The following is an 18,508-nucleotide window of genomic DNA, read 5'->3' on the forward strand; positions in this document are numbered from 1 at the left end:
AGCCGAACGGACCGACGTTCTCGCAGCTCAGCGACAGCATGTCCGCTGGGTGGCCACGCCGCGGGAATTAATAGCCGTCGTTATCGGCAGGCGTTCCGATCCACTTGGCAGCGGTCGAGAACGGCCCGGCCAGGCCGTTGCCGGCCTCGACCCCGGTGGCCTCCCGGCGCAGCGCCATCACCTGGGCCTGCTGGTACAGCGGGAGCGCGACAGCGTCGCGCCACAGCACCGGCTCGACGACCGCCGAGGCCTCCGGGAACGGCACCTGCCCGGTCAGCGCCGCGTCGATCGTCGGCTGCAGCAGCTCGTCGCAGAAGCCGGCGTCGTTGTACGGGAAAGGCTTCTCGCTGTCCGCGGCCACGCCCGGGCAGCCGTACGAGGAGGCCATCATCGCCGCCGGATCGCCGCCGGCCGGACGAGGCGCGATCGCCATGTCCACCGAACCCGCCCCGCCGGATTCCCCGGACCGCGGATTGGCCGACAGCATCTCGCCGAACAGCTGATCGCCGGTCGGCGTCACCACGGTCGCCTGGATCCCCTGCTCCCGCAGCTGCTGCGCGGCCGCCTCGGCGACCCGGATGTAGGACTCGTGCTCGAACGGCGCCGCGATGACGAGGTTCAGCGGTCGCCCGTCCCGCAGCCACGCGCCGCCGCTGCGGTGGTAACCGGCCTCGCCGAGCAGCCGCTCGACCTGCGCGGGATCGGGCCGGTTCGGCAACCCCTGTTCGGTCGGCGTGTAGCCGCGCTCGGACGGGGCGAGCACCTGGGCGTGCGCCTGCAGCTGATCCGCGGGCCCGCCACCCGTGCCCGCCTCGACCAGCGCGGGCCGGTCGAGGGCCGCGAGAACCGCCCGGCGCACCTTGACGTCCGCCAGCTCGCGGCTGTCGTGCCGCAGCAGCACCTCCATGGTGGCCGGGCGAGGCACGGTGATCAGCTGCACCGCGTCGCCGAGGTCCCGCAGCGACTGCATGGTGCCCCGGTCCGCGCCGAACACGGCGAGGTGGCTGTCTCCGCTGCGCAACGCCTCGACCTGACGCGCCCTGTCGAGCGCGCGCAGCACGATCCGGTCCGACTGCGCGGGCGGACCCCAGTAGCGGTCGTTGCGCTCCAGGATGATCTCGCCGCGGTCCAGGTCGATCTGCCGGATCGCGAACGGGCCGCCGGAGGCCGGGTAGCCGTCGTCGAGCACCGTCGCCCAGCCGCGCGGCGCGTCCCTGAGCAGGTGCGCGGGCAGCAGGTTGTTGAACAGCGTCTGCCAGCCGGGGAACGGCTTGGCGAAGGTCACGTCGACCGTCTTGCCACCCTGCCGCGACGCGACGTCGTCGATCAGCTGGTAGCCGGCCGGATCGGACACGCCGGGCTGGGAACGCAGCTGCTCCCACAGGTAGACGAAGTCCTCGGCGGCGATCGGCGCGCCGTCGGACCAGTTGGCCTCCCGCCGGATCCGGTAGCGGACGGTGAACTTCTCCGCGTCCGGCACCAGCTCGGCCGATTCCATCAGCGTGCCGTCCAGCTGCAGGTGGCCGTCGGCCCCCGGGCGGAACACCGACGGCAGCATCAGGCTGGCCAGCGCCGAACTCGTCGGCGACAGGTCGGCGAGGGTGTGCGGGTTGAACCCGCCCTCGAGCTCGTCGACACCGACGACGACCTCCACCGGCATCGGCTGCGTCGGCGGCGCGCTGGTCGGCGGGGCCTGCGTCGGGGTTTGCGGTTGCGGCACCAGCGGCGGCGGGGGCGCATTCGTGCAGGCAGCCACCACGCTGACGGTCGTCAGCAGCAGGGAGACCACTGCCAGTGGGCGGCGTCGACCCTGAGACACGCCGGACCTCCCCTCACGTCTGCTCCCCCGAACACCCCGGCCCACCCGGGGCGGCTCGCACGTGCGGAAGACGCGCGAGAGCCCTCCATGGTTCCTGCCGTCGCCGAAATGATCGACACCGGGGTCACGGCCCAGTGTGCTAGCCGACGGCCCGCGCTGCGCGCGATTCGGCGAAATCCCCGGTCACGCCGGGGACGAGCGCGAGCGGACTCGGCGGCGGCCGATGTTCGAGCCGCCACCGAGACCACCGCACGTGTCGGAAATCCCACAACGAGAAGGCCTCTGGGGTTCCGCTACCCGCACCGCCACGCAAGGTGGACTGGAAACAGCGTTCTCAGTTGACGCCGTTGTCGCGGGCCTTGGCGCGGGAGCGCTCGCGGGCGCGGGTCGTGCTGTCCAGGACCGTCTTGCGCACCCGGATCGCCGACGGGCCGACCTCGACGCACTCGTCGCCGGAGCAGAACTCCAGCGCCTCCTCCAGCGCGAGCGTCCGCGGCTTGGCCAGCCGCTCCAGCTCGTCCGCGGTGGAGGACCGCATGTTGGTGAGCTTCTTCTCCTTGGTGATGTTCACGTCGAGGTCCTCGGCGCGCGGGTTCTCCCCGACCACCATGCCCTCGTAGACCTCGTTGCCCGGCTCCACGAAGAAGCTGCCGCGGTCGGCCAGCTGGATCAGCGCGTAGGTCGTCGCCGAGCCCGCCCGGTCGGCCACCAGCGAGCCGGTGTGCCGGGTGCGCAGCTCGCCCACCCACGGGAAGTAGCCCTCGAAGACGTGGTTGGCGATGCCGGTGCCGCGGGTCTCGGTGAGGAACTCGGTGCGGAACCCGATCAGGCCGCGGGCCGGGACCACGTACTCCAGCTTGATGCGGCCGGTGCCGTGCCCGTCCATGGTCTCCATCCGGCCCTTGCGCCCGGCCAGCAGCTGGGTGACCGCGCCGAGGTGCTCCTCGGGGGAGTCGATGGTCAGCCGCTCGAACGGCTCGCACAGCTGGCCGTCGATGGTCCGGGTGACCACCTGCGGCTTGCCGACGGTGAGCTCGAAACCTTCCCGGCGCATGGTCTCCACCAGGATGGCCAGCGCCAGCTCGCCGCGGCCCTGCACCTCCCAGGCGTCCGGCCGCTCGGTGGGCAGCACCTTCATGCTGACGTTGCCGATCAGCTCGGCGTCCAGCCGGTTCTTGACCTGCCGCGCGGTGACCTTGGTGCCGCCGTTGCGGCCGGTCAGCGGCGAGGTGTTGACGCCGATGGTCATCGAGATCGCCGGGTCGTCGACGGTGATCCGGGGCAGCGGCTCCGGGGCGTCGGGGTCGGCGAGGGTGTCGCCGATGGTGATGTCCGGGATACCGGCGATGGCGACCAGGTCGCCCGCGGACGCCTCGCTGCACGGCACCCGGTCGAGGTTCTCGGTGATCAGCAGCTCGGTCAGCCGGACCTTCTCGACGGTGCCGTCGGCGCGGCACCAGCCGACGGTCTGGCCCTTGCGCAAGGTGCCGGAGTGGATCCGGCACAGCGCGATCCGGCCGAGGAAGGAGGACGCGTCGAGGTTCGTCACCAGCGCGCGCAGCGGGGCCTCGGTGTCCGCGGTCGGCGCGGGCACGTGCTTGAGCAGGACCTCGAACAGCGCGCTGAGGTCTTCCTCGTCGGGCAGACCGCCGTCCACCGGCTGGGCCAGCGACGCCCGGCCGGCCCGCGCGGAGGCGTAGACGACCGGCAGGTCCAGGATCGCCTCCATGTCGAGCTCGACCTCGCCGTCGAGCTCGCTGGCCAGTTCCAGCAGCAGGTCGTGGGCCTCCTCGACGACCTCGGCGCAGCGGGCGTCCGGGCGGTCGACCTTGTTCACGACCAGGATCACCGGCAGCCCGGCGGCCAGCGTCTTGCGCAGCACGAACCGGGTCTGCGGCAGCGGGCCCTCGCTGGCGTCCACCAGCAGCAGCACCCCGTCCACCATCGACAGGGCGCGCTCGACCTCACCGCCGAAGTCGGCGTGACCGGGGGTGTCCACCACGTTGATGGTCACCGGGCCGGCGTCGGTCTCCCGGCGGACCGCGGTGTTCTTCGCGAGGATCGTGATGCCCTTCTCGCGCTCCAGGTCGTTGGAGTCCATCACGCGGTCGACGAGCTCGGCGCGCTCGGAGAAGGCGCCGGACTGCCGCAGCATGGCATCCACCAGGGTGGTCTTGCCGTGGTCGACGTGGGCAACGATGGCGACGTTGCGCAGATCACTGCGAATGGGGGCGGCGACGCTGGTGGCGGACACGCGGGTACTCCTGGATCGGCGCAGATGGGCGCGGCGGGGTTCGTCGACTTGGTCCGGGTGCGGGACGATCCGCAAGGCACCGTGCCGCGGCTCCACTGCGCCGCAGCTGCGGAGCTGATCGGGCGCCACCACCCCGGGGCGGAGGCGCGCACGTCGACGCGCGGCTCCTCCCAGGGTAGTGCAACCTCGTGCGGGACCGGCCGCCGCGTGCTCAGCGCAACACCCGGGGCCGGTGCCCAACATCAAGTTCGCCATTTCAGGTTAGGTTCGCCTAGCCTGTGCCCAACCCCGTCTCGGCACCGAAAGAACAAACCGTGGGCAAAGGCACCATCAAGGTCAAGAAGAAATGCTGTCGGTCGCGACCGCCCTGCAAGAGCTGCCCCATCGTGGTACTGCGCGACCTGCTGCGCGAAACCAAGGCGGAAGAGGTCAAGAAAACGCAAAAGAAGGTCAAGAAAGCGGCAAAGAAGAAATAGCGCGAATTGATCTGACCGCGGCACCCGCCGCGGTTGCGAGACGTCCTCGGAGCTACTTGTGGGCGGCCGTGGACAGCGGGTCGGCGTACTTCGCCAACTCGGGGATCGTCCGCAGCGCGGCGAACTCGATGACTTCGTAACGAGCCAGCTTGTGCAGCGCGAACGGGTCCGTCGCGAGGATCGCGTCGAGCCTGCCGCGAGACATCGCCCTGGCGATGATCACTCCGCCGCTGCGCGGGTGGCGATGGCCGGCGGCGATGAAGTCACCGGCATCGTAATGCTGGGTTACCCATTCGTAGTGATCTACCAGTTGGCCGTCGATATCCGATTCTGGCGCGGTGTATTGCAGCAGCACTACAAACATTCTTTCACGGTAGCCCTTCCACTTGACCGCTGCCGATCACCAAGCGGTAACATTGCCGCGTGCGCGTGATGTCGAACATGTGGTGGGCCGTCCGAGGGCGGCCCAGCATCGTCGTGCACTGACACGCAGACCATCGGCCGCCCCTCCGGGCGGCCGAGCGGTGCGAGGTCGATCCGGGTGGCAGCGGCCCAGGACCCCAGGAGAGACCAATGACCCGCCTGTCCGGGATCACCCCGTCCGGCCACGTCCAGCTGGGCAACTACCTCGGCGCCGTGCGGCGGTGGGCCGCCGAGCGCGAACCTGCGGACCTGTTCTTCGTCTCCGACCTGCACGCCATGACCACGTCGCACCGGCCGCAGCGGCTGCGCGCGCTCACCCGCGAGCAGTTCGCGGTGCTGCTCGCGGCGGGCATCGACCCGGATTCGCTGTTCGTGCAGTCGGATCTGGCGGGCGAGCTGGGGACGCTGAACTGGATCTTGGAATGCACCTGCTCCTACGGCGAAGCCGCCCGGATGGTCCAGTTCAAGGAGCGGGGTGCCGGGCAGGAGTCGGTGCGGGTGGGCCTGCTGACCTACCCGGTGCTGATGGCCGCCGACATCCTGCTGCAGGGCGCCACCGAGGTGCCGGTCGGCAGCGACCAGGACCAGCACGTCGAGCTGGCGCGCACGCTCGCCCGCCGGTTCAACGCCAACTACGGCGACGTGTTCGCCGTCCCGGAAGCCGTGGTGCCCAAGACGGCGGCGCGGATCCGGGACCTCGCCGACCCGACGCGCAAGATGGAGAAGTCCAACCAGCAGTCCCCCGGCGTGGTCTTCGTGCTCGACGAGCCCGACGTCATCCGTCGCAAGTTCCGCCGCGCGGTCACCGACGGCCTCGACGAGGTGCGGTACGACCCGGCCGGCCGGCCGGGGGTGGCGAACCTCCTGGAGATCCTCGCCGCCTGCAACGACACGAGCCCTTACGCCGCAACGGAATCGGCGAGCACCTACGCGGAGCTCAAGGAGGCGGTGGCCGACGCCGTGATCGAGGAGCTGCGACCGGTGCGCGAACGCGCCCGGGAGCTGCTGGAGGACGCGGCGGAGCTGGACCGCATCCGAGCGCACGGGGCGAAGCGGGCGAGCGAGCGGGCGCAGCCGAGGCTGCAGGCCGCGTTGCGCGTGACCGGCCTGCGCTGATCCGCCAGAGCACGGGGTGCCCGCGACCTGGCCGCGGACACCCCGTGCCACCTGCGCATTCGTTCACCAGTTCGAGTGGATCACCTGGCGAACAGCCGATCAGCACCGGCAGCCTGGACCCATGAGTACTGCGATTGAGACCAACACCGCCACCGGCGCCCTGACTAGGTTCCGGCCAGCAGGTTTCGGAGGGAGTGGACGAGGACCCGGTCGGCGTCGAGCCAGTCGAGCCCGGCCAGTTCGTCCGCCTCCACCCAGCGGACTTCGCTGTGCTCCACGGCTTTCGGGGTCGCCGTCGGGTCGGCGAGTTCGGCCGCGTGGATGCGCAGGAGCATGCCGTTGCTGAGCGGGACGTCCGTGCCGACGCGACCGGTCGGGCGGACTTCGACGGCGAGCTCTTCCCGGCATTCCCGGACGACCGCGGCGGATTCGTCCTCGCCCGGCTCGACCCGGCCGCCGGGCAGTTCCCAGCGGCCCGCGTCCGGGGCGGGGTAGCTGCGTTGCTGCGCCAGCAATCGTCCCTTGTGGACGATTGCGGCGCCGACGACGATCGGGCGGGTCGCCCAGGATTCGGCGAGTTCCCGCACGCCGGCGATGCGCGCGGCCAGCACGTCCAACGCGAACCGGCGGACGACGGCGACGTCGACGAGCCGCCCCAACGGACCGAACGGCGTCGTCCAGTGCAACGAGTCGGTGAGCAGCGTCCGGGGGCCGACCTCGGCGAGCACCGACTCGTGGCGCAACTCCGGCAGCGGGCCGGAGATCAGCACGGAACTCATCGCGTCGGCATCGGCGCGCACGACTCGAGTGGTCAGATCGACGGGAAGGCGGGCGATCTTGGTGTGGAAGACGATCTCATCGCCGGGCACGAGCAACGCGGCCGGACGGGTGGCGGCGCGGCCGCTGACGCCCAAGAGCGCGAGTCCGACCTCGGCGGTCCGGGTGTGCCGCAGTGCGGCGCCCACCGTGGCCACCGGCGCCTCGATCAGTCCCGTGCTCCGCAAAACCGACACGTGCAGACATCTTGCCCCACCCGGTCGGGTCAACCACCACCGCCTGGCCGGAGGCGGCACCGACGGGGAGCGTGACGAGCACGACCGCGTCGCGGCGGCATCCGAGCGCCGACGGTTTCCGCGATCGGCACCGCCGCGGGGTGCGTCCGCTCAGCTGTCGGCCGCGTACCGAGGCCAGCGCGCCACGACGCGAGCGCCGCCGTCCGGCGACTCCGCGGCGCGGACCGTTCCGCCGCGACGGCGCACCGCCTCGGCTGCGAGGGCAAGTCCGAGCCCGGCTCCGCCGGTGCTGCGCGCCCGGTCCGATTCGACCCGGTGGAACCGGTCGAACACCCGCTCGCGGTGCTCGACCGGGATCCCAGGCCCGTCGTCGTCCACCACCAACCGCACCCAACCCACCCCGGAGGAGCCCATGCCATCAGCGAAAACGGAGACCCGCACCAGGGTGCGCGTGTAGCGCAGCGCGTTGCCGACGATGTTGTCCAGCACCGTCGACAGCTCCGCCGGATCGGCGAGGACCAGCACCGGCCGGGCCGGGACCTCGACCTCGATCCGCGGTCCGAGGCCGGGCGAGCCCGGCAGCTCGAGCCGGTTGGCGGCGGCCCGCACCGCCGTGCCGATGTCGACCGGCTGCCCCGGGGCGACCGTGCCGCGCTCGGCCCTCGCCAACGCGAGCAGGCTCTCCACCAGCACCGACAGGCGCTGCGCCTCGTGCGCGATGTCCTGCAGGGTCTCGTGGGCGAGCTCCGGGTCCGGGTGCATCACGGCGACCTCGGCCTGAGCGCGGATCGACGCGACCGGGTTGCGCAGCTCGTGCGCGGCGTCGCCGGTGAACCGCCGCAGCCGTTCCGTGTCGGCGTCGCGGCGGGCGAGCATCGTGTTGAGCTCCTCGGCGAGGGCGCGGATCTCGTCGACGGCTGCGGGCACCGGCAGCCGCTCGCCCTCCGGCAGCCCGGCGGCGGCGATCCGCATCCGTTCGACCGGGCGCAGCGAGCGGCGCACCACGAGCCAGGTGGCGAGCCCGACGAGCGCGGCGGCGAGGATCGAGCCGAAGCCGAGCAGCCGGCCGGTCTTGCCCGCGGTGTCGGTGAACCCGACCAGTCGTGCCCCGGTCGCGACGAGCAGCGGGCGACCGGTCGGATCGGGCACGACGACGCCGCGCCACCGGTGCAGTTCGGCGGGCGGCTCGAAGTCGATCACGCCGTCGCCGGCGCGCAGCTCGTCGATCTGCCAGCCGTGCAGGCTCGACTCGGGCAGCCCGTCCAGCGGAGCGCCCGAGGTGTCCAGCACCCGGATGTCGGGGGCGGCGACGGCGGCAGGCGAGGCGCCGGCGGCAAGCCGGTTCGCAGTCGCGGTGGCGGTGCGCTGCAGGTCGGCATCTACGGAGTCGATCAGCAGCCAGCTGACGACGCCGGTGCTCACATGCGCGACCACGCCGAGTCCGATCAACGCCACGACGGCGGCCACCACGCTGGTGCGGAACTGGATGGTGCGGCGGTGCCACCACCTGCGAAGGCGCATCATCATGCCGGTTCGGCGCAGACCCGGTAGCCCTGACCGCGCACGGTCTGCACCAGTTCCCCGGCGCCGGCCGCGGCGAGCTTGCGGCGCAGGTAACCGACGTAGACCTCGACGACGTTGCGGGTGACGAACTGCTCCTCGCCCCAGACCATGCGCAGCAGGTCGTCCTTGGGCACCACGGCCTCCGGGTGGCTGGCCAGCGCGACCAGCAGTCCGTACTCCCTCGGCGAGAGGGCGATCGACTCGCCCGCCCAGCGCACCTCGCGGGCGGCGCGGTCGATCTCCAGATCGCCGACCCGCAGGCTCACCTGCCGCCCGGCGGTTTCGCGCCGCCGCAGCAACGCGCGCACCTGCGCGACCAGCACCAGGAAGGAGAAGGGTTTGACCAGGTAACCGTCCGCACCGAGATCCAGCCCGTCGGCCTGGTCGACCTCGCCGTTCTTCGCCGAGATCAACAACACCGGCGTGGTCACGTCGTCGGCGCGCATCCGCTCCAGCACCCGGTAACCGGACAGGCCGGGCAGCATCACGTCCAGCACCACGACGTCGAAGGCACCGGTCAGGGCCAGGCGCAGGGCATCGATGCCGTCGGCCGCGATGGTCACGTCCATGCCCTCGGCGGACAGCCCGCGGCGCAGCGCGGCACGAACTCCCGGCTCGTCGTCCACCACCAACACCCGCGGCACCATGGCCCAAGCATGCCGATCCGCCGGCCACGGCGGCAGGGAAATCTCAGTCGGTTCTCAGTTGAGAGCTTCTTTCTCAGGTGGATCTCAGCCTCGGACCGGCTTGGGGCGCCGCTGCCGATCGCCCGCGCGGTTGCGGTCGACGGCTCACCGAAGCCGACAAAACGAATCGATCACGGAAACCGAACCGGTGGGAATGACGGGAACGACCGATTCCCGCGATCACCGCCCGGATCCGATCGGCCGCACCGGGTGATGGACCGAACCCGGCGCATTGTGATGCTGGTCGCCATCCGACCGGACGGCTAACGCCGGGAGAACCACCTGCGAAAAACGTCGTCCCCGACGTGTCCGAGGCGCTCTCCGGGGCCGCCGGCACCGGCGAAACCCATGGCCAAACGCGGTTCGACGACATGATCAAGCGTTGCGAAAGTAGCAAGAGCCGGCAACGTTTGGACCGTCACCGACGACCCGGGTCTTGACATATCGCCCCAGCACATGACGGCTTGACAGCCTCCACCGCGTCGGCAAGGGTCGATGCGATCGATTGACTGATCAATCAGTCGAAGGTCGAAACGCAACGCCAGCGGGGTGCTGTCGAGAGGCTCCAGCGCCGCCCCAGCGGCCGCATCACCGGCGCCAGTCCGCGCCGACGGGTGCCGCGCGCCCCGCGAGACACAGGAGGTTCCGCCGGATGCCGAGCAGAGGACAGTCGAACGCCGGCCCCAGTCGTCGCGACTTCCTCCGGTACGTCGCGGTGGGTGCCGGCGCAGTGGGCGCGGGCGCCATCGTCAGCGGGTGCGCGGGCGGCGCAGTGCGAAAGGCACCGATCCCCTCCGGTCCGCCGCAGTACGGCGGTCGGCTGCGGGTCGGCATCGTCGGCGGGTCCAGCAAGGACACCCTGGACGCGCACGCCACCGTGACCCACCCGGACCAGGCACGCATCTTCCAGCTCTACGACACGCTGCTCCGGTTCGACTCCGACTACCAGATCCAGCCCGCGCTGGCTGAATCCGTCGAGTCCGATCCGCAGGCGCTGACCTGGACCATCCGGCTGCGCGAGGGCGTCGAGTTCCACAACGGCAAGACCCTCGCCGCCGAGGACGTGATCCACACCCTCCGCCGGATCGCCGACCCGGCGGACCCGAAGAACGGCGCCGTGGGGCTGAGCTCGCTGGACCTCAACGCCATGCAGGCACTGGACCAGCGGACCGTCCGGCTGACGCTGTCCCGCCCGGACGTCACGCTGCCCGACCAGTTCGCCGAGTACGCCAACGGCATCGTCCCGGTCGGCTACGACCCGAACCGGCCGGTCGGCTGCGGCCCGTTCGCCTACGACTCCTTCGAACCCGGCCAGCAGAGCCTGTTCACCAAGAACCGCAACTACTGGCGCGACGGCGAGCCGTACGTGGACGAGGTCGTGATCATCGACTTCCCGGACGACACGGCCCGCATCAACGCGCTGCTCGGCGGCCAGGTCGACGCCATCGACCAGGTGCCGCTGGGGCTGCTGCGGGTGCTGGACGCCGACCCGAACCTCCGGCTGCTGGAATCCCAGACCGGCTCGTGGGTGCCGTTCACCATGCGGGTGGACCGGCCGCCGTTCGACGACGTCCGGGTGCGGCAGGCGTTCCGGCTCGTCGTGGACCGCGAGCAGATGATCAAGCAGGTGCTCGGCGGCCACGGCACGATCGGCAACGACATCTACTCGCCGGCGGATCCGCTGTACAACTCGGCGCTGCCGCAACGGGGCCGCGACGTGGCCAAGGCCCGCCAGCTGCTGCGCGAGGCGGGCCGGGAGAACCTGACCGTGGAGCTGGTGACGTCGCCGGTCGCGGCCGGTGTGGTGGAGGCGGCGCAGGTGTTCGCCCAGCAGGCCGCCGACGCCGGGATCACCGTCAACATCCGCCGGGTCGATTCCGGCGAGTTCTTCGGCGACATGTACCTGTCCTGGGACTTCGCGCAGGACTACTGGTTCACCCGGAACTTCCTGGCGCAGGCGGGTTCCGGCAGCCTGCCCGACTCGCCGTACAACGAGACCCACTGGAACCACCCGGAATTCAACGATCTGGTGTACCAGGCTCGGGCCACCACCGATCCGGCGCGCCGCAGGGAGCTCGTCGCGCGCGCCCAGCAGATCGAGTGGGAGAGCGGCGGATACATCATCTGGGGCTTCCCGAACCAGCTGGACGCGCACAGCGTCCGGGTCGTCGGGCTCGAACCGGACAAGAGCGGCGCACCGTTGAGCTCCTACGGTTTCCGCCACGCGTGGCTGGCGAAGTGAGGGCGGACCGATGAATCGAATGCTGGTCAAGCGAATCCTGCTCGGCGTGGTCATCCTGTGGGCCGTGTCGGTGGTGGTCTTCCTCGCCACCCAGGCACTGCCCGGGGACGCCGCCCGCGCCATCCTGGGCCGCGAGGCGACTCCGGAGCGGCTGGCCGCGCTGCGCGCGCAGCTGCACCTCGACGAGCCGATGTGGGTGCAGTACTTCTCGTGGCTGGGCAACATCTTCCGGCTCGACCTCGGCACGTCCTACGCCAACGGCATGCCGGTGGCCGAGCTGCTGGGCTCGCGGCTGAACAACTCGCTGGCGCTGATGCTGTGCGCCACGGCGATCAGCGTGCCGCTGTCCATCCTGGTCGGCACCTACAGCGCGCTGCTCCGCGACAAGGCCTTCGACCACGCGACCTCGGTGGTCAGCCTGGTGCTGGCCTCGCTGCCGGAGTTCGTGGTCGGCATCGTGCTGGTGCTGGTCTTCTCCACCGGGATGCTCAACCTGCTGCCTGCCGTGTACGTCATGACCGGCACGGGTTCGGCCTGGAGCGATCCTACGCAGCTGGTGCTGCCGACGCTGACGATGGTGCTCGCGGTTTCGCCGTACATCGTGCGCATCATGCGGGCGACCATGATCGAGGTGCTGGAGAGCGAGTTCGTGCAGCAGGCCCGGTTGAAGGGGCTGCCGGAGCGCACGGTGATCCTGCGGCACGCGCTGCCGAACTCGATCGGCCCGGTGGCCCAGGTGATCGCGCTGCAGCTGGCGTGGCTGGCCGGTGGCGTGGTCATCGTCGAGTTCCTGTTCCGCTTCCCCGGTATCGGGTTCGCGCTGGTGGACGCGGTGAACAACCGCGACCTGCCGGTGGTGCAGACGCTGACCCTGGCCATCGCCGCCGTGTACATCGTCGTGAATCTGCTGGCCGATGTGGTGAGTCTGGCCGCCAATCCGAAGGTGAGGTCCGCCGCGCGATGACCACGACTGCGCAGACCGAGGAAACCCGAGCGACTCCCGCCCCGGCCGTGCCGCGCGCGGTCGGCGCGTGGCGGGCGGCGCTGCGCCTGCCGCGCACCAAGATCGGCCTGGCGCTGTCGATCCTGGTGGTGCTGACCGCGATCGTCGGGCCGCTGCTCGCGCCGCACGGTGCCACCGAGTTCGTGGACACGCCGTTCTCCGATCCGACGGCGACCTCGTGGTTCGGCACCGACAACCTGGGCCGCGACGTGCTCACCCGGTTCCTCCACGGTGGACAGACGCTGCTGGTGCTGGCGGTGCTGGCCACGCTGCTCGGCGTCGGGCTCGGCTCGCTGCTGGGCATGTACGCCGGCTACCGGCGCGGCTGGTTGGACGAGGTGCTGATGCGCTTCGGCGACATCGCGCTGGCCTTCCCGCAGGTGGTGCTGGCGCTGCTGTTCGTCAGCGTCGTCGGCCCGGAGCTGTGGCTGCTGGTACTGGTCGTCGGCGGCAGCCACCTGCCGCGGGTGATGCGCGTGGTGCGGGCGGCGACGCTTTCGGTCGCCGAACGCGACTTCGTCAAGTCGGCGGAGGCGATCGGGCTGTCCCGGGTTCGCATCCTGCTCGGCGAGATCCTGCCGAACGTCACCGGCACCGTGCTGGTGGAGCTCGGGCTGCGGCTGAACTACTCGATCGGCCTGGTCGCCGGGCTGAGCTTCCTGGGCCTGGGCCTGCAGCCGCCGACGGCGGACTGGGGCCTGATGATCAACGAGAACCGGATCGCGCTGACGGTGCAGCCGTGGGCGGTGGCGCTGCCGGTGATCGCCATCGCGGTGCTGACGATCGGCACCAACCTGGTGGCGGACGGCCTGGCGCGCTCGGTCGCGGGCGTCGACCGGGGAATCGAGAAGGCCCGCTGATGCCACCGCAGACCTGTGATCCGCAATTTCCATTGAAATCGAAGGTCCGATTTCCATTGAAATTGCGGGAGATCCCGGACCACGACCTGCCGCCGACCCGTTGGGGGTGCCGATGACCGCCGCTGCTCTGGACGCCACCGGACTGGAGATCCGGGGCGTGCCCTCGGAAGCCGCCATCGTCGCCGACGTGAGCTTCACCCTGGCGCCGGGCGAGATCCTCGGCCTGATCGGTGAATCCGGCTCCGGCAAGACCACCCTCGGCCTGGCGATGCTGCGCTACTGCAAGCGCGGCACCCGGATCGCCGACGGCCGCATCCTCGTCGGCGACACCGATCTCACCGCGCTGCCGCCGAAGCGGGCCGCCGCGCTGCGCGGCCGCCGGGTCGCGTACATCCCGCAGTCGCCGGGCTCGGCGTTGAACCCGGCGCTGCGCCTGCACACGCAGCTCGCGGAGGGTGTACACGACGTCTCCGGTGAAGCGGCGAAGCGGCGGATCAAGCAGGTCCTGACCGAGGTCGCGCTGCCCGATGACGACGAGTTCCTGAGCCGGTATCCGCACCAGCTCTCCGGCGGTCAGCAGCAGCGCATCGCGATCGCGATGGCCTTCGTCGGCCGCCCGGAGGTCGTGGTGCTGGACGAGCCGACCACGGGCCTGGACGTGACCACCCAGAAGCGGGTGCTGACCACGATCCGCGAGATGTGCGAGCGGCACGGGACGGCGGGCGTGTACATCTCGCACGACATGGCGGTGGTCGCGGAGCTGGCCGACCGCATCGCGGTGATGTACTCGGGTCGGATCGTGGAGACCGGCCCGACCGCCGAGGTGCTGAACGAGCCGCGCCACCACTACACGGCAGGCCTGGTGCTCGCGGTGCCGGACCTGGACGGCGAGCGGGCGATGCAGGCCATCGACGGCCAAGCGCCGTCGCCGCTGAGCCGCCCGGACGGCTGCGCGTTCGCGCCGCGCTGCGCCGTCGCGACCGACGAGTGCCGCGCCGAGGTTCCGGCGGTGCAAGAGGTCTCGCCCGGCCACGAAATCCGCTGCCTGCAGCCGCGTTCCAGACGTCTCGTGGCACCGGCTCGCGCGTCGGAATCCGTTCCGGCCGAGGCGGAACCGGTTCTCGAGATCCGCAACATCCGGGCCTGGTACACCGATTCCCCGGTGCTGCAAGACGTTTCGCTGAGCGTGTCGCCGGGTTCTTGCCTCGCGCTGCTGGGCGAGTCGGGCAGCGGCAAGACCACGCTCTCGCGCTGCCTGGCCGGCCTGCACCCGAAGCACGAGGGCTCGGTGCTGCTGCACGGCGAGGAGTTGGCGGCCGGCAGCGGCAAGCGCACCCGCGAGCAGCGGCGACAGGTGCAGTACGTGTTCCAGAACCCGTACGAGTCGCTGAACCCGCGACGCCGGGTCCGCGACCTGGTGGCGCAGCCGATCTCGGTGCTCGGCGGGGATTCCGGCGGCAAGAGCACGTCGGAGCGGGTCATCGAGGCGCTGGAGCTCGCCGCGCTGCGGCCGGACATCGCCGAGCGCTACCCCGATCAGCTCAGCGGCGGCGAGCGGCAGCGGGTGGCGATCGCGCGCGCCCTGGTCACCCGGCCCGAGGTGCTGATCTGCGACGAGATCACCTCCGCGCTGGATGTCTCGGTGCAGTCGGCGATCGTCGACCTGCTCCGGGACCTGCGGGAGAAGATGGGGCTGGCGCTGGTGTTCGTCACGCACAACATCGCGCTGGTGCGCAACATCGCGCAGCGGGTCGCGATCCTGCAGAACGGGCGCATCGTCGAGCAGGCGCCGGCCGAGGAGCTGTTCGCCGCGCCGCAGCACGACTACACCCGGTCGCTGTTGAGCGACGCGCCCAACTTCCAGCTGGAGGCGAAGAACTGATGTCGGTCGCAGCGGGTTTCGAGCGGGTTGCCGAGGCGTTCGCCGAGGTGGTGGCGGCCGATGCGGCGGGTGCGGCGTTCGCCGTCTTCCGCGACGGCGAGCAGATCCTCGACCTGCAGGCCGGGCACCGCGACCAGGCGGCCACCGAGCCGATGACGACCGACACCCTGATGCCGGTGTTCTCCGGCACCAAGGGCATCGTCGCCACCGGCGTCGCCCTGCTGGTCGACGGCGGCGCGCTCGACCCGGACGCGCCGGTGGTCCGGTACTGGCCGGAGTTCGGCGCGGCGGGCAAGCAGGACGTCCTGGTCAGGCAGCTGCTCTCGCACTCGGTGGGGTTGCCGTACCCGGCGAAGCCGGTCACCCGCGAGGCGGCGATGGACAACCGGGCGATGGCCGAGCTGCTGGCCGCGCAGGCTCCACTGTGGCCGGTCGGGACGACCACCGCCTACCACGCGCTGACCTTCGGCTGGCTGGCGGCGGAGCTGATCCGGCGGGTCGACGGGCGGGAGGTCGGCGAGTACCTGCGCGCCGAGGTCGCGGAGCGGGTTCCGGCCGACTTCTGGCTGGGGCTGCCCGAGTCCGAGTGGCCGCGCACCGGGCGGCGCTGGCGGGCGGCCGACTACCAGGTGGCGAACCGGCTGAACACGCCGGAGGCCCTGGCCTACCGCGACAAGGTCTACGGGAATCCGCCCACGCTGCTGGGCGATGACGCGCCCTGGAACACCCCGGCGTGGTGGGTCGGGGGCAGCCCGGGCGGCGGTGCGATGGCGTCCGCTCGCGGCATGGCCGCGGTGTACTCGGCGCTGGTGACCGGCGAGCTCGTCGGCGGCCGGACGCTCGACCGGATCCGCCGCGAGGAGAGCCGGGGCACCGATCCGGGCACCGGCCGGCCGCTGGCCTTCGGCCTGGGCTACGAGCTGCAGGACTCGATCGAGACCTATGGCCCGGAGGCCACGGGGTTCGGCCACAGCGGGGCGGGCGGTTCGCTGTTCGGCTGCTGGCCGCGCCTGGGCGTGGCGTTCGCCTTCAGCCCGTGCCTGATGCGAACGGAGGGTTTCGACGACCGTTCGCACCGCCTCCTGACCGCGCTGCACGCCTGCCTGTAGGGCTTGGTCGCGCGCCGCTTTCGCGCGAAACGGGCGCGCGCCACGCCTACCAGCCGCCGTTTCGCGCGAAAACGCCACCCCAAGCGGCACGGCCCCCGCAGCTGTCCGGCTAAATCGGTTGGCCGGGCCGATACGCTCGGGGCATGGAGTTCGAGGTGGACGATTCGCGGGCCAGGGTCGATCGCGACGCGGTGTGGGAATTCCTTTCCACGCAGGCGTATTGGGGCAAGTGGCGCAAGCGGGCGGATCTCGACAAGCAGATCGACCTGGCCTGGCGCGTCGTCGGCGCCTACCGGAAGCCCGACGGCGGGCTGATCGGCTTCGCACGAGCGTTCTCCGACGGGGTGGGCATGGCGTACCTGGCCGACGTGTTCGTCCTCCCGGAGGCGCGCGGCCACGGCATCGGCAAGGCCCTGGTGCAGGGCATGATCGAGGACGGCCCCGGCCGCGATTTCCGCTGGATGCTGCACACCGACGACGCGCACGGCCTATACCGCGGCTACGGCTTCACCGACCCGGACAACACCTACTTGGAGCGTCCGCGACGCGTCTAGTGAGCGGCGCCGGGTGGAGGTCGGCGCGCCGAACCTCCACCATGTCGGTATGACGGAACTGCTCACCGATACCCAGGTCACCGAAGCGCTCCAGCACCTGCCGGAGTGGACCCAGTCCGGCGTCAAGCTGACCCGCACCGTCGAGTTCGGCAACTTCCCGCAGGCGATCCAGGCGGTGAACCGGATCGCCGAGATCGCCGAGAGCGAGAACCACCACCCGGACATGGACATCCGCTGGCGCACCGTGACGTTCTACTGCACCACGCACTCGAAGGGCGGCATCACGGCCAACGACACGTCGCTCGCCCAGGAGATCGACAACGTCGTGGAGCAGCTCAGGTCCTGAGCGGCTCAGCCGATCTCTTCGGCGAGGTCGGCGGCCTCGAAGGCGCATCCCCAGGACAACGCGACGCCGCAACCGCCGTGGCCGTAGTTGTGGATGATCCGCGCGCCTTCGTAGTGCTCGACCTCCACCCGCACCGATTCCCGGCCGGGCCGCAGCCCGACCAGTTCCGCGAGCACTTCGGCGTCGGCCAGCCGCGGCTCCACCGCGGCGCACCGGCGCCGGATGCCCTCGCTGTCCTCGCGGCGGGGCCTGCAGCTCCAGTCCTGTTCGCCTGCGACGCCGCCGAGCACGACGCGGTCGCCGTGCGGCATGTACGAGGTGAACTCGGCGGAGTCGCTGAGCTCGATGAAGTACTCGTCGATCCCCGGGTTGCGCACCACGACGTGCTGGCCGCGCACCGGGTGAACGCCGGGGTCGCCGACGAGTTCCCGCGCGCCGACGCCGGTGCAGTTGACCACCGTCGCGGATTCGGCGACCGCCTCGGCCAGCGTCGGGACGGGGCTGAGCTGCAGGTCACCGCCGGCGTCGCGGAACCGGGCGACCAGGTGGTCGAGGTAGCGCGGCATGTCGATCAGCGGCACGGTCGCGCGGTAGCCGCTGACGAACCCGTCCGGCAGTTCCTCGGGTGTGCAGGGGCGCAGGTCGGGGATCAGCCTCGCCTCGGGCGGGACCGAGTCCCCGAGGTCGAACCGCGCCGCCATCCGCCCCGCGGCCAGGTGCACGCCGGAGCCCTCGTCGCGGGCGAGCGCGGTGAACTCGGCGTGGGACCTGGTCACCCAGTACAACACCCGGTCGGCGGGCCGCAGCATCGCCGGGCCCCACATCGCGCCCGCGACCGCGGAAGTGGTGTCCTGCGGCCGGTCGGCGGTGCGGATGCGCACGCGCCGGCCCGCCTCGGCGAGGACGACCCCGGTCGTCAGGCCCTGCACGCCCGCGCCGATCACCAGCACCGGATCTGCGGTCATCTTCGACACGCTAGCAGTCAACCGACGAACTCGACGGCCTCGAAGTTGCCGCCCGGCTCAGGCGTCAGCGGCCGGAACTCGACCGAACTGCATCGCGAGCCGGAAGAAGGGCTCGCCGATCGAACCGGCACGGCGCCGCCTCGCTCCACAGAGGACTTCCTGGGACCGGAGGACACTTCGAGCCCCCCGGTTCGCGC

16 protein-coding genes are annotated in these 18,508 nt (G+C 71.2%); 9 read left to right on the forward strand and 7 right to left on the reverse strand.

Features of this window, described 5'->3' with window-relative positions; all coding sequences use genetic code 11:
* Positions 1 to 67: 67 nt before the first annotated feature.
* Positions 68 to 1,819 (reverse strand): ABC transporter family substrate-binding protein, encoded by a 1,752-nt coding sequence (locus AB0H93_RS23040; protein WP_358575079.1) that lies wholly within the window; start codon positions 1,817 to 1,819, stop codon positions 68 to 70.
* A 334-nt stretch (positions 1,820 to 2,153) separates the two neighbouring features.
* Entirely contained in the window at positions 2,154 to 4,073 is a 1,920-nt protein-coding gene (gene typA, locus AB0H93_RS23045; RefSeq protein WP_358575081.1) for a translational GTPase TypA, read from the reverse strand.
* Between the two features lie 278 nt (positions 4,074 to 4,351).
* Here typA and AB0H93_RS23050 point away from each other — a divergent pair, with 278 nt between their 5' ends.
* Entirely contained in the window at positions 4,352 to 4,549 is a 198-nt protein-coding gene (locus AB0H93_RS23050) for a hypothetical protein (protein WP_358575082.1), read from the forward strand.
* Positions 4,550 to 4,601: 52 nt separating this feature from the next.
* Here AB0H93_RS23050 and AB0H93_RS23055 read toward each other — a convergent pair whose 3' ends face one another.
* Positions 4,602 to 4,913 (reverse strand): YciI family protein, encoded by a 312-nt coding sequence (locus tag AB0H93_RS23055; RefSeq protein WP_358575084.1) that lies wholly within the window; start codon positions 4,911 to 4,913, stop codon positions 4,602 to 4,604.
* Between the two features lie 209 nt (positions 4,914 to 5,122).
* On the opposite strand from AB0H93_RS23055, the gene trpS reads away from it, so the two are divergent.
* A complete protein-coding gene (trpS, locus tag AB0H93_RS23060) occupies positions 5,123 to 6,088 on the forward strand; it encodes a tryptophan--tRNA ligase (RefSeq protein WP_358575086.1) in 966 nt (321 codons plus the stop codon).
* A 164-nt stretch (positions 6,089 to 6,252) separates the two neighbouring features.
* Here trpS and AB0H93_RS23065 read toward each other — a convergent pair whose 3' ends face one another.
* The 3 genes from AB0H93_RS23065 to AB0H93_RS23075 form a co-directional block, all read right to left on the reverse strand.
* On the reverse strand, positions 6,253 to 7,101 hold the full coding sequence (locus tag AB0H93_RS23065; protein WP_358575087.1) for an NUDIX domain-containing protein: 849 nt from the start codon (positions 7,099 to 7,101) through the stop codon (positions 6,253 to 6,255).
* Between the two features lie 150 nt (positions 7,102 to 7,251).
* Positions 7,252 to 8,625: a HAMP domain-containing sensor histidine kinase gene (locus AB0H93_RS23070; RefSeq protein ID WP_358575250.1), complete on the reverse strand. Its 1,374-nt coding sequence runs from the start codon at positions 8,623 to 8,625 to the stop codon at positions 7,252 to 7,254.
* A complete protein-coding gene (locus tag AB0H93_RS23075; RefSeq protein WP_358575088.1) occupies positions 8,625 to 9,311 on the reverse strand; it encodes a response regulator transcription factor in 687 nt (228 codons plus the stop codon). Before AB0H93_RS23075 ends, AB0H93_RS23070 begins: the two co-directional genes overlap by 1 nt.
* A 691-nt stretch (positions 9,312 to 10,002) precedes the next feature.
* Between AB0H93_RS23075 and AB0H93_RS23080 the strand changes: the two genes are divergently transcribed.
* The 7 genes from AB0H93_RS23080 (at position 10,003) to AB0H93_RS23110 (ending at position 17,346) form a co-directional block, all read left to right on the forward strand.
* Entirely contained in the window at positions 10,003 to 11,592 is a 1,590-nt protein-coding gene (locus tag AB0H93_RS23080) for an ABC transporter substrate-binding protein (RefSeq protein ID WP_358575089.1), read from the forward strand.
* 10 nt (positions 11,593 to 11,602) lie between these two features.
* The gene (locus AB0H93_RS23085) at positions 11,603 to 12,556 is read left to right on the forward strand and encodes an ABC transporter permease (RefSeq protein ID WP_358575090.1); all 954 of its coding nucleotides are present in this window, start codon (positions 11,603 to 11,605) and stop codon (positions 12,554 to 12,556) included.
* On the forward strand, positions 12,553 to 13,455 hold the full coding sequence (locus AB0H93_RS23090; protein ID WP_358575092.1) for an ABC transporter permease: 903 nt from the start codon (positions 12,553 to 12,555) through the stop codon (positions 13,453 to 13,455). Before AB0H93_RS23085 ends, AB0H93_RS23090 begins: the two co-directional genes overlap by 4 nt.
* A gap of 112 nt (positions 13,456 to 13,567) precedes the next feature.
* Entirely contained in the window at positions 13,568 to 15,337 is a 1,770-nt protein-coding gene (locus AB0H93_RS23095; protein ID WP_358575094.1) for an ABC transporter ATP-binding protein, read from the forward strand.
* A complete protein-coding gene (locus AB0H93_RS23100) occupies positions 15,337 to 16,446 on the forward strand; it encodes a serine hydrolase domain-containing protein (protein WP_358575095.1) in 1,110 nt (369 codons plus the stop codon). The genes AB0H93_RS23095 and AB0H93_RS23100 overlap by 1 nt, the downstream gene beginning before the upstream one ends.
* Before the next feature lie 143 nt (positions 16,447 to 16,589).
* Positions 16,590 to 17,000, forward strand: a complete 411-nt coding sequence (locus tag AB0H93_RS23105) for a GNAT family N-acetyltransferase (protein ID WP_358575096.1) — start codon at positions 16,590 to 16,592, stop codon at positions 16,998 to 17,000.
* A gap of 49 nt (positions 17,001 to 17,049) precedes the next feature.
* On the forward strand, positions 17,050 to 17,346 hold the full coding sequence (locus tag AB0H93_RS23110; RefSeq protein ID WP_358575097.1) for a 4a-hydroxytetrahydrobiopterin dehydratase: 297 nt from the start codon (positions 17,050 to 17,052) through the stop codon (positions 17,344 to 17,346).
* Between the two features lie 5 nt (positions 17,347 to 17,351).
* On the opposite strand, the gene AB0H93_RS23115 is transcribed toward AB0H93_RS23110, so the two are convergent.
* Positions 17,352 to 18,311, reverse strand: coding sequence for an FAD-dependent oxidoreductase (locus tag AB0H93_RS23115; RefSeq protein ID WP_358575098.1), 960 nt, complete (start codon positions 18,309 to 18,311; stop codon positions 17,352 to 17,354).
* Between the last annotated feature and the right edge of the window lie 197 nt (positions 18,312 to 18,508).

The organism is Saccharopolyspora sp. NPDC050642 (genome assembly GCF_040654735.1).
Lineage (GTDB): Bacteria > Actinomycetota > Actinomycetes > Mycobacteriales > Pseudonocardiaceae > Saccharopolyspora > Saccharopolyspora elongata.